The 11504-nt window shown below is 44.5% G+C and carries 10 protein-coding genes; 8 read left to right on the top strand and 2 right to left on the bottom strand.

Annotated features, from left to right (window positions below; all coding sequences use genetic code 11):
• Nucleotides 1-26: 26 nt before the first annotated feature.
• The 4 genes from thrA (at nt 27) to JC606_RS12185 (ending at nt 5572) form a co-directional block, all read left to right on the top strand.
• Nucleotides 27-2486, top strand: coding sequence for a bifunctional aspartate kinase/homoserine dehydrogenase I (thrA, locus tag JC606_RS12200; RefSeq protein ID WP_102423581.1), 2460 nt, complete (start codon nt 27-29; stop codon nt 2484-2486).
• Between the two features lie 17 nt (nt 2487-2503).
• Nucleotides 2504-3460 carry a homoserine kinase gene (gene thrB, locus JC606_RS12195; protein WP_198778670.1) on the top strand — a complete coding sequence of 319 codons (957 nt, stop codon included), beginning with the start codon at nt 2504-2506 and terminating at the stop codon, nt 3458-3460.
• Entirely contained in the window at nt 3457-4743 is a 1287-nt protein-coding gene (gene thrC / locus JC606_RS12190) for a threonine synthase (RefSeq protein ID WP_198778662.1), read from the top strand. Before thrB ends, thrC begins: the two co-directional genes overlap by 4 nt.
• A gap of 169 nt (nt 4744-4912) precedes the next feature.
• Complete coding sequence (locus JC606_RS12185; RefSeq protein WP_008224348.1) at nt 4913-5572, top strand: NADPH-dependent FMN reductase; 660 nt, start codon at nt 4913-4915, stop codon at nt 5570-5572.
• Between the two features lie 95 nt (nt 5573-5667).
• Here JC606_RS12185 and grcA read toward each other — a convergent pair whose 3' ends face one another.
• Nucleotides 5668-6045, bottom strand: a complete 378-nt coding sequence (gene grcA / locus JC606_RS12180) for an autonomous glycyl radical cofactor GrcA (protein WP_004739575.1) — start codon at nt 6043-6045, stop codon at nt 5668-5670.
• Between the two features lie 326 nt (nt 6046-6371).
• On the opposite strand from grcA, the gene nfo reads away from it, so the two are divergent.
• The 3 genes from nfo to JC606_RS12165 all read left to right on the top strand — a co-directional run bounded on the left by nfo (nt 6372) and on the right by JC606_RS12165 (nt 8974).
• Nucleotides 6372-7280, top strand: coding sequence for a deoxyribonuclease IV (nfo, locus tag JC606_RS12175; protein WP_170222461.1), 909 nt, complete (start codon nt 6372-6374; stop codon nt 7278-7280).
• Between the two features lie 375 nt (nt 7281-7655).
• Nucleotides 7656-8336 carry a uracil-DNA glycosylase gene (ung, locus tag JC606_RS12170; protein ID WP_102424746.1) on the top strand — a complete coding sequence of 227 codons (681 nt, stop codon included), beginning with the start codon at nt 7656-7658 and terminating at the stop codon, nt 8334-8336.
• An 86-nt stretch (nt 8337-8422) separates the two neighbouring features.
• Nucleotides 8423-8974 (top strand): hemerythrin domain-containing protein, encoded by a 552-nt coding sequence (locus JC606_RS12165; RefSeq protein ID WP_105058979.1) that lies wholly within the window; start codon nt 8423-8425, stop codon nt 8972-8974.
• Between the two features lie 145 nt (nt 8975-9119).
• Here the strand turns inward: JC606_RS12165 and JC606_RS12160 are convergent, their stop codons facing one another.
• Entirely contained in the window at nt 9120-9308 is a 189-nt protein-coding gene (locus JC606_RS12160; protein WP_004739567.1) for a DUF3545 family protein, read from the bottom strand.
• Nucleotides 9309-10020: 712 nt separating this feature from the next.
• Between JC606_RS12160 and JC606_RS12155 the strand changes: the two genes are divergently transcribed.
• Nucleotides 10021-11448: an alanine/glycine:cation symporter family protein gene (locus JC606_RS12155; RefSeq protein ID WP_102424747.1), complete on the top strand. Its 1428-nt coding sequence runs from the start codon at nt 10021-10023 to the stop codon at nt 11446-11448.
• The last annotated feature ends 56 nt before the right edge of the window (nt 11449-11504 follow it).

Below are 11504 nucleotides of genomic sequence, written 5' to 3'. Positions count from 1 at the left end.
CATTTTTATGACTTATGGAGAAAGGGATGCGCGTTTTAAAGTTTGGAGGTTCATCATTAGCTGATGCAGATCGTTTTTTACGAGCGGCTGATATCATCGCTAATAATGCCCAGCAAGAAGAGCTAGCCGTTGTACTATCGGCTCCAGGAAAAACAACCAATAAGTTGGTCGCTGTTATTGAAGCTGCACTAAAAAATGGTGAAGCTGACGCACAGATTACAGAGATCGAATCTTCATTTAATGCACTATTTGCAGAGATCAAAGCGGTCGTACCTTCAATTGATGGTTCTGCGTTCCAAGAGCAGGTGGATACTTCTCTTGCTCAGCTAAAGCAGTTCGTGAATGGCATCAATCTACTTGGAATGTGCCCAAACCACGTCAACGCTCGCATCATCAGTAAAGGTGAGCGAATCTCTATCCAGTTAATGAAAGCAGTGTTGGAAGCGAAAGGCCAACCAGCAAGCCTGATTGACCCTGTTCAATACCTATATGCTAAAGGCGATCACCTTGAAGCTATGGTCGATGTGGATGTCTCTACACAGAACTTCCAACAATCACCACTTCCGAAAGGCCACGTTAACATCATGCCGGGCTTTACTGCTGGTAATGAAAAAGGTGAGCTAGTCACGCTTGGTCGTAATGGCTCTGACTACTCAGCAGCTGTGCTAGCGGCGTGTCTACGTGCAGATTGCTGTGAAATCTGGACTGATGTCGATGGCGTTTACAACTGTGACCCGCGCTTAGTTGATGATGCCCGTCTGCTTAAATCACTTAGCTACCAAGAAGCAATGGAGCTTTCTTACTTTGGTGCTTCGGTTCTACACCCGAAAACTATTGCTCCTATCGCACAATTCCACATTCCTTGTCTGATCAAAAACAGCTTTAACCCACAAGGTGCTGGTACTTTGATTGGTCAAGACACTGGCGAAGATAACCTAGCAATCAAAGGCATCACGACACTAAGTGACCTAACGATGGTTAACGTATCGGGCCCAGGCATGAAGGGTATGGTTGGTATGGCGAGCCGCGTATTCGGTGCGATGTCTTCGGCTGGCGTATCTATTGTTCTTATTACTCAATCGTCTTCTGAGTACAGCATCAGCTTCTGTATCGAGTCGGCTGATAAGTTAAAAGCTAAGCAAGTGTTATCAGAAGCGTTTGAACTTGAGCTTAAAGATGGCCTGCTAGAGCCAGTTGAGTTCATGGATGACGTTGCTATCGTGACCTTGGTGGGCGATGGCATGCGTACTTCACGAGGTGTTGCTTCTCAGTTCTTCTCTTCTTTAGCTGAAGTGAACGTGAACATTGTTGCGATTGCACAAGGCTCATCTGAGCGCGCTATCTCTGCGGTTATCCCTGAAGATAAAATTTCAGAAGCAATCAAAGCGTGTCACGAGAACCTATTTAACTCCAAGCACTTCCTTGACGTATTCGTTGTTGGTGTTGGCGGTGTTGGTGGCGAACTTGTTGACCAGATCCAACGTCAGCAAGGCAAACTGGCTGAAAAGGGCATCGTGATTCGCGTATGTGGTTTAGCCAACAGCAAAGGTTTATTGCTAGACAGTGAAGGCTTACCACTAGAACAGTGGCGTGATCGCATGTCGAGTGCGACAGAAGAGTTCAGCCTCGCTCGCTTAGCCGCTCTTGTTCAACGTAACCATATCATCAACCCTGTATTGGTTGACTGTACGTCTAGCGAAGATATTGCGGCGCAGTATGCTGATTTCCTAGCAGCAGGTTTCCACGTAGTCACACCGAACAAGAAAGCAAACACAGCAAGCATGGCTTACTACCATCAGCTGCGTGAAGTCGCACGTAACTCACGTCGCAAGCTGATGTACGAGACAACCGTAGGCGCAGGTCTACCAGTAATCGAAAACCTACAGAACCTAATCTCTGCAGGTGATGAGCTTGAGAAGTTCAACGGCATTCTGTCTGGTTCTCTTTCTTACATCTTCGGTAAGCTTGATGAAGGTATGACGTTAAGCCAAGCAACCAACATTGCTAAAGACAACGGCTTTACTGAACCGGATCCTCGTGACGATCTATCTGGTATGGATGTCGCGCGTAAGCTACTTATCCTTGCTCGTGAAGCTGGCATGGCACTTGAGCTTGAAGATGTAGAAGTTGATCAAGCTCTACCACCAGGTTTTGATGATTCAGGTACGGTTGAAGAGTTCATGGCTCGCTTACCTGAAGCGGACACTTACTTCCAAGAGCAATCAGCTATCGCAGCAGAAGAAGGCAAAGTACTTCGTTATGTTGGTGAGATCGCCGATGGTAAATGTAAGGTTCGTATCGCAGCTGTTGATGGCGACGACCCAATGTTCAAGATTAAAGATGGCGAGAACGCGCTAGCATTCTACAGCCGTTACTACCAACCAATCCCACTAGTACTTCGTGGCTACGGCGCTGGTACTGAAGTAACAGCAGCAGGCGTATTCTCTGATGTGATGCGTACTCTTGGTTGGAAATTAGGAGTTTAGGAATGAGTTCAAGTGATATGGATGTTGTCGTTTATGCTCCTGCATCAATCGGTAATGTCAGTGTAGGGTTTGATGTGCTGGGGGCCGCTGTGTCTCCAGTGGATGGCACACTGCTGGGTGACCGAGTTATGGTTAAAGCAGGTGATGAACCATTCTCACTTAAAACAGCTGGCAGCTTTGTTTCTAAGCTGCCAACTGAAGCGAAAGAAAACATCGTCTACGACTGCTGGGTGGTGTTCTCTAGAGAGCTAGATAAAAAAGGCGTTGCGCTTAAGGCACTGGAAATGACGCTAGAAAAGAACATGCCTATCGGTTCTGGTTTAGGTTCAAGTGCATGTTCAATCGTCGCGGCGCTTGATGCGCTAAACCGTTTTCATGGTCAGCCACTGAATGAAACTGAACTGCTTGCCCTAATGGGTGAGATGGAAGGTAAAATTTCAGGTGGTGTGCATTACGACAACGTAGCACCTTGCTACCTTGGTGGTGTGCAACTCATGCTTGAAGAGCTAGGCATCATTAGCCAAGAAGTGCCGTGCTTTGATGACTGGTACTGGGTGATGGCTTATCCGGGCATTAAAGTATCTACGGCTGAAGCGAGAGAGATCCTACCATCTCAGTACCGTCGTCAGGATATCATTGCTCATGGTCGCCACTTAGCGGGCTTTATCCACGCGTGTCACTCAGGCCAACCTGAACTGGCAGCGAAGATGATCAAAGACGTGATCGCTGAACCATATCGTGAGAAACTGCTTCCAGGGTTTGCTGACGCACGTAAATACGCGCTGTCGGCAGGTGCATTGGCTACTGGCATTTCTGGTAGTGGCCCAACTCTATTTAGCATTTGCAAAGAACAAGATGTCGCCGAGCGTGTTGCACGCTGGTTAGAACAAAATTACGTACAAAATGAAGAAGGATTCGTTCACGTTTGTCGCCTAGATAAGCAAGGTTCGATCGTTACAGGAAGTGAGTTATGAAACTGTACAACATCAAAGAAAATGATGAACAAGTCTCTTTTGGCCAAGCCGTTCGTCAAGGCTTAGGTCGCAATCAAGGTCTATTTTTCCCATCTGAACTGCCAAAGTTTGATGATATCGATGCGCTGCTAGCAGAGGATTTTGTCCCTCGTAGCTCAAAGATTTTGTCGGCACTTATCGGTGATGAACTACCGAAAGAGCAGATTGATCAAATGGTGGATGCAGCGTTCCAATTCCCTGCGCCAATCAACCAAGTAAAAGATGGTGTTTACGCACTTGAGCTTTTCCATGGCCCAACACTGGCGTTTAAAGATTTTGGTGGTCGCTTCATGGCGCAATCTCTTGCGGCAGTTTCAAATGGCGGTCAAATCACTATTTTGACAGCAACATCAGGTGATACTGGTGCAGCCGTTGCGCATGCTTTCTACGGCATGGAAGACATCAACGTTGTGATTCTTTACCCGAAAGGCAAGATCAGCCCGCTACAAGAAAAGCTATTCTGTACGCTGGGTAAGAACATCCACACGGTAGCGATTGATGGCGACTTTGACGCGTGTCAGGCGCTAGTAAAAGATGCATTTGATGACGCAGCACTGCGTGAAGAGATTGGTCTTAACTCAGCAAACTCTATCAACATCAGCCGCCTGATGGCTCAGATCTGTTACTACTTTGAGGCAGCTTCTCAGCTAACCAAAGAGCAGCGTGAAAACCTGGTTATCTCTGTACCAAGTGGTAACTTCGGTAACCTAACTACGGGTCTATTAGCGAAAGCGCTTGGCCTACCAGTGAAGCGTTTTATCGCCGCTACCAATGAAAATGACACGGTTCCTCGTTACTTAGAAACTGGCGAGTGGGCTCCAAAACCGACAGTTGCGACAACATCGAACGCAATGGATGTGAGCCAACCAAACAACTGGCCACGTATCGAAGAGCTTTGCCAACTGAAAGGCTGGGGCTTGGATACACTGGGCAAAGGTAAAGTATCTGACGAGCAGAGCGCTGAATCAGTACGTGACCTTAAAGCGCAAGGTTACCTTTGTGAGCCACATGGTGCTATCGCTTACCGTCTATTGGATGAACAGTTGCAAGAGGGTGAAACTGGCTTGTTCCTATGTACAGCGCACCCAGCGAAGTTCAAAGAAGTGGTTGATGATATCCTAGGTTCAGACATTGAACTGCCAGGTCCGCTAGCTAAACACGCTGCAATGGAGTTGTTATCTGAAGATTTAGATAATGATTTTGAAGCACTAAAAGCAGTACTACGTCGAGTTCAACCAGCGTAATTTTTATTTGCGTGTAGGACCTGATGGTTAAGAGAAAGGTGAATGAGCAGTCATTCACCTTTTTTATTGCCCAATAGCTTATAAAGTTAACTTTATTTAGGTCATTTCCTCGGGTTAAATGGTTTATCTGGTTAATAGTTTTAACCCAAGCTCAACGGAAAGGGATAGTATGAATTTTTTGATTTTCCTTGGCTCTGTACGTGAGAGTACACCACCAAGACCTGCTCGATTAGGAATGAGAGTCAGCAAGGCGTGTGCAAAACTACTAACGAATAAACACTCAGATCATACGGTTGAGATTATCGACCCACTGGATTACGACTTTGGTGACGTATTTAAGCCTGAGTTTTCTTACCATCGTTCCAAAGTACCTGCACATCTTGCGGAGTTAGCCGATAAGATTGCCAAAGCTGATGGCTACGTGATGGTAAGCCCGGAATATAACCATTCAATGAGCCCAGCACTGGCCAATATTCTTAACCATTTTGGTAGCTCGTTATTCTCATATAAACCGAGTGCGATTGTGACGTATTCTGCAGGGCAGTGGGGTGGGGCAAGAGCGTCGGTTTCGATGCGAACCTTCTTATCTGAACTCGGTTGTTTGCCGGTTTCTGCGATGATTCATCTGCCTAAAGCACAAGAAGTCTTTGATGAAGAGGGTTGTGTTGCCCAAGAGTCAGAGCAAGCTCAATGGGATGAATACATGAACCGAACCTTCCATCAATTGATGTGGTGGGCACAAGGTGCAGCGTTACAGAGAGACAAAGTGGATCCTACAACGTTAGCCAAGGCCTTTACTAAAGACCCTTCTCAGCGAAATGCGCCGTAGCCGGTGTATAGGCAAATGTGAGCGCCATAAAAACGAAAAAAGCTTGGTCATCTCTGACCAAGCTTTTTAAATCTTTAACACTCTAGTTTCTGAGATTATAGAGACTCAGTGAACGTACGTGCGATAACGTCACGTTGTTGTTCAGTTGTTAGAGAGTTGAAACGTACAGCGTAACCCGATACACGGATAGTTAGCTGTGGGTAGTTCTCTGGGTGAGCAACTGCGTCTTCTAGTGTTTCACGCTTAAGAACGTTAACGTTTAGGTGTTGACCACCTTCGATACGTGGTGCTGCTTCGATAGCAACTTCACGGCTCTCGTATTCACCTAGGTCTGCAGCTGGGATAACTTGGTCAGCTTCGAAACCAGCAGTAGCTGCAACACAACGAGCTTCATTCTTTTCGCTGTCTAGTAGCCAGATTGAGTTTAGTAGGTCGTCGTTTGCTGCTTTAGTAATTTGAATACCTTGGATCATAACTATCTCCTAGTCCACTGAATGTGGTTTGATTATGGTGTTAACTTTCGATTTTTATTGAGCTGGGTAATATATACCTAATATTTGTGAGGTTAACATTGATTTAAGTCAAAAAACAACCAAAAACCATATTTTTACAAAGGTGATTATTTTGAGGTAAATCAATAAAACCTTTGAAAACAAACTAATTACAAAATATTTTAAACTATAAAAAATATTTAACGGTTATATTTGTTGTAATTTTACTACATTTATTGCGCTTTTATTGAGCGGTAACCGATACGGCCCTTTATTTATTATGCATTCTGAAAGTGTGAAGTGATTTAATGACAAACAAAATTTCATCGTCAAAACCTGAAACAAATATTAAGTTTATTGGCGCTCATGTGTCGGCAGCCGGTGGTGTTGATCAGGCTCCAATGAGAGCTCGAGAGATAGGTGCTAATGCGTTTGCACTGTTTACTAAAAACCAGAGGCAATGGGCTGCAAAGCCGTTAGAGGCGAAAACTATTAGCGCCTTTAAAGCCAACTGCAAAATGTTGGGCTTTTCAGCGGAGCACATTCTTCCTCACGACTCCTACTTGATTAACCTCGGCGCACCAGAAGAAGAGAAACTAGAGAAATCACGCGCTGCCTTTATTGATGAGATGGAACGTTGTAACCAGCTTGGGTTAACGCTTTTGAACTTCCATCCTGGCAGCCATCTTAAAAAGATCTCTGAGACTGAGTGTCTAGCGAAAATCGCAGAGTCGATTAACCTCGCCCATCAAGCAGTTCCTGATGTGATGGCGGTGATCGAGAATACGTCAGGCCAAGGCACTAACTTGGGTTGGAAGTTTGAGCACCTAGCAGAGATTATCGAGCAAGTAGAAGATAAATCGCGTGTTGGCGTGTGTTTAGACACCTGCCACACCTTTACAGCGGGTTATGACCTAAGAACAAAAGAAGCGTGCGAACACACTTTCGCTGAATTTGACCGCATCGTGGGTATGCACTATCTAAGAGCAATGCACATCAATGATTCAAAAGCTGAGTTCGCGAGCCGAGTTGATAGACACCATTCTTTAGGAAAAGGCGAAATTGGCTGGGATTGTTTTGAGTATATTGCCTCAGATTCCCGCTTTAACGGAATCCCTCTTATCTTAGAAACGATTGATTCGACGATTTGGAAAGAGGAAATTCAAAAGCTTAGAATGTTTCATCGCTCAGCAACGCTAGCGACGGGAGAGGCGTAATAATAGAGGGGAAAATTAATTTTCCTCTTTTTATAAGAATTGGCACCTTTATTTCATAGCTACTAAGTGAATATGTAGTTCACGATGTCTTATAGGAGGTGCCTTTATGTATTCAAAAGCCCAAACTTCAACTGTTTCTGCCGCTCGTCGTTTACCGACTCCAAATCGTCACGTGCATAGCCATGGTCACCATCGTACTCAGCAGAAAAGCGGTTAATCGAGATCAACACAACTTGAACTGATTATTATGATTCATCAACAAATGAACCCTACACATCATGTTTATTGATAGCTGTATGAGGTATAACTAGTAGCCGATACAGCTATTTTTTGACTGGCGAAACCTAGAAACCATGATGATTGGGAAGTAAAACGATGAGCACACCAAAGACTTGGGCATCCATTATTAATGACGAACGTGAGAAAGAGTACTTCCAAAGTGTTCTCGCTTTCGTCGAACAGCAACGTAATAGTGGGAAAACCATCTACCCACCTCAAGAGCAGGTATTCAGCGCTTTTGATATGACGCCCTTTGAGTCTGTACGAGTGGTTATCCTAGGACAAGACCCTTATCACGGTGCTAATCAAGCACACGGCTTGGCCTTCTCTGTATTGCCCGGCGTTAAAATCCCGCCTTCTCTACGCAACATGTACAAAGAACTGGCACAAGATATCGAAGGTTTTGAAGCGCCTAACCATGGTTACCTTGAAGATTGGGCATCACAAGGGGTGTTGATGTTGAATACTGTTTTAACAGTAGAAGAGGCACAAGCACACTCACATGCCAAATGTGGCTGGGAAACCTTTACCGATGCCATTATTGCAGAGCTGAACCAGCGTTCTGAGCCGATTATTTTCTTGTTGTGGGGCGCGCATGCGCAGAAGAAAGGCCAAGCGATTGACACACAGAAACATCATGTGTTAGCTGCACCTCATCCTTCACCGCTGTCGGCACGTCGCGGTTTCTTTGGTTGCCAGCATTTTTCAACGGCTAACAAACTACTTTCTTCTATGGATCAGCAACCTATCGACTGGCGCCTACCTGCAGAAGTGTAGGTTGGTTGTTTTCTGAGCAGGGTCAAATCATAACTCGGTATCTTCGTATACACTTATAAATAGTAGGTGTAATGGAGTGCAATACTATGATGATTGAAAGGATAAGACGAGAGCATGGCTATATGGCTCGATTACTCGCGATACTCAACAATAAGTTAGAGTTTCTAAAACAGGAGCGAGAAATAAACTATAGCCTTATCGCTGAGGTGGTTCACTACTTGATGAACCATTCAGATAAAGTACATCACCCTAAAGAAGACGTCATTTATCGCTATTACCTTAAGCAATATGGCAGTGACCAAGCAATTGAGGACTTGGAACTCGAGCATCAATTGCTATCTGAGAAAACGGCTGACTTTTTAGGTGTGGTAGACATGATCCTCCAAGATGCCGTGGTTCCACAGCAGGTGTTCATCGATCAACTCGAAAGCTTTGTTAAAGCGCAGAGAAAGCATATGGAGTATGAAGAGAAGCATGTGTTACCTATGATCGTGCAAGCATTTACAGTGAAGGATTGGCAAGAGGTTGAATCGCAATGGCTTCAACCCGAAGACGATCCTGTGTTTGGGGATACGATTGCTGATCAGTATCGTCAACTCGCGGCGCGCGTGCGACAAAATGAACAAGAGTGTGTTTAGCGAGTTAGTATTTCCCTCTATATTAAAGGGGTCTTTCCCTCACAACGGAAATTTCAAAATGACTCGCAGCGCACGATAACACCAAATGAAAGAAAAAAAGCACCTTCATAGGTGCCTTTTGCTATCTGTTTTCTTATCGTGCTGATTAAAGCTTTATATCGTCAAGGCTAAAATCAAGACCTAGGTTCATCTCTCTTAGCTCTTTCTCAAGCTGCCTACGATCGTTGATTGCTTCGATTTCACGCCACTTACGCTTGAGTGGTTTAGAGCGTGTTTTCTGAGTTGCACGTGGCATTTCTAGTTCTGATATTTCATCGAATTGAAAGTTATCCATAAGCCATATCTCCTTCCGTGGGACTAGTTCTTACGAACTATTAAATATCATAATTAGGTTCACCATAACCTTGATTTGTTTCTCATTTGTTTCAAAACCATGAAGCTTTTGTTCTCATTTTTTATGCATGCTCACACATTGTGGTGATTTTTATGTGCAAAAAACGAGCAAACAAACCGAAGTAAACGATTAAATTACAGGTTATTGAATGTTAATTCATTGTGCGAAAGGAATAGTATTTTAGTGATAATGCATTTAAGTGCGTATTGTACTGTACGAGACGGGGATCTTATTACTCTAGAAAAAAACACAGATCTTCACTATACCTTGTAAAACCTAGGCTGACGTTACTTTTACAGTGCGTCGTTCTTATTCGGTGGGGTCGGTTGTTGATGTTGAGATTATGTCCCGATAATGTGACTTTTATTGGGCTGGATTGTTGAAAAATGTGTTAACAAAAGGAGTGTTATTAGTGAAATGTCATTTTGATATAAATCAATTTGCATATTGATTTTTAGATCATCTCGCTGCATTATCCGCCCGTCAAAAAATACACCGATACGTAAAATGGATGCATGAAGCGACATTTACAATCTAGATCGCAACAAATAAATATAAAACTAATGCCGACACAACTATTGACACTGGCATAGGTGATCTAGAGGAAGGCTTGGAAGCATGATCGGTGCTTAAACTCAATTACGAGGTTCACGTGACAGACTTAATCAATTTGATGAACGATCTCCTTTGGGGATCTATCTTAGTTTATTTACTGGTTGGTGTGGGTATCTACTTCACCGTACGACTAGGCTTCATTCAATTCCGCCATTTCGGCCACATGTTCTCGGTTCTAAAGAACAGCCGCAAAGCAGACAGTGCTGGTATCTCTTCTTTCCAAGCTCTTTGTACTAGTCTTGCTGCTCGTGTTGGTACGGGTAACATGGCAGGTGTTGCTGTAGCACTTACTGCTGGTGGCCCTGGTGCTATCTTCTGGATGTGGCTAATTGCAATGCTAGGTATGGCAACATCATTTGCTGAAAGTACGCTAGCGCAGTTATACAAAACACGCGATAACGACGGTAACTACCGTGGTGGCCCTGCATACTACATGGAGAAAGGCCTAGGCATGCGTTGGATGGGGGTTCTATTCTCTATCTTCCTAATCATCGCATTCGGTCTTGTATTCAACGCGGTTCAAGCGAACGCGATTGCAAGTGCAATGAATACAGCGTTTGACTTTGAACGCAGCTACACAGGTGTAGCAATCGTAATTATCTCTGCATTCGTTATCTTCGGTGGTATCCGTAAGATTGCACGTACTGCAGAAATCATCGTTCCAATCATGGCATTGGCTTACCTTGCTATCGCTCTGTTTATAATGTTTGCGAACATTGAAAGAGTGCCTGAAGTGATCGCTCTTATCTTCAAGAGTGCATTCGGCCTACAAGAAGCGGCTGCCGGTGGTCTAGGTTACGCAATTGCACAAGCGATGATTAACGGCATCAAACGTGGTCTGTTCTCGAACGAAGCGGGTATGGGTTCTGCGCCAAACGCAGCAGCTTCTGCTACGCCTTACCCACCGCACCCAGCATCACAAGGTTATGTACAAATGCTAGGTGTATTCATGGATACGATCGTTATCTGTTCTGCAACAGTAGCAATCATCCTGATGTCTGGTGAGTATGTACCACACGGTGAAGTAACAGGTATAGAGTTGACTCAACGTGCACTAACAGCACAAGTAGGCTCTTGGGGCGGTATTTTTGTAGCGGTAGCGATTTTCTTCTTCGCTTTCACTTCAATCATTGCAAACTACTCGTACGCTGAAACGAACCTGATTTTCCTAGAGCACAACAACAAGAAAGGCTTAGTGCTGTTCCGTATTATTGTTCTGGGTATGGTTATGTTTGGTTCTCTGGCAACGCTACCAACGGTATGGGCACTGGCTGACGTATCGATGGGTCTAATGGCGATTGTTAACTTGGTGGCGATTATCCTGCTATCAGGCATCGTGATTAAGCTAGCGAAAGATTACAACCGTCAACTAGACGCAGGTAAAGTACCGACATTTGATTCAAATGACTTCCCAGAGCTTAAGTCTCAACTGGAAGACGGTATTTGGGACAACAACAAGAAGTAATCTTGTTGGAGCGATAAACCGCTCATCCTAAAACGATTAGAAAGGCTAAGGTTTCG

Source organism: Vibrio sp. IB15, from assembly GCF_016406055.1.
GTDB classification, from domain to species: domain Bacteria; phylum Pseudomonadota; class Gammaproteobacteria; order Enterobacterales; family Vibrionaceae; genus Vibrio; species Vibrio chagasii.
The sequence above is the reverse complement of the archived record's forward strand: the minus strand, read 5'-3'. Positions and strand labels throughout refer to the sequence as shown.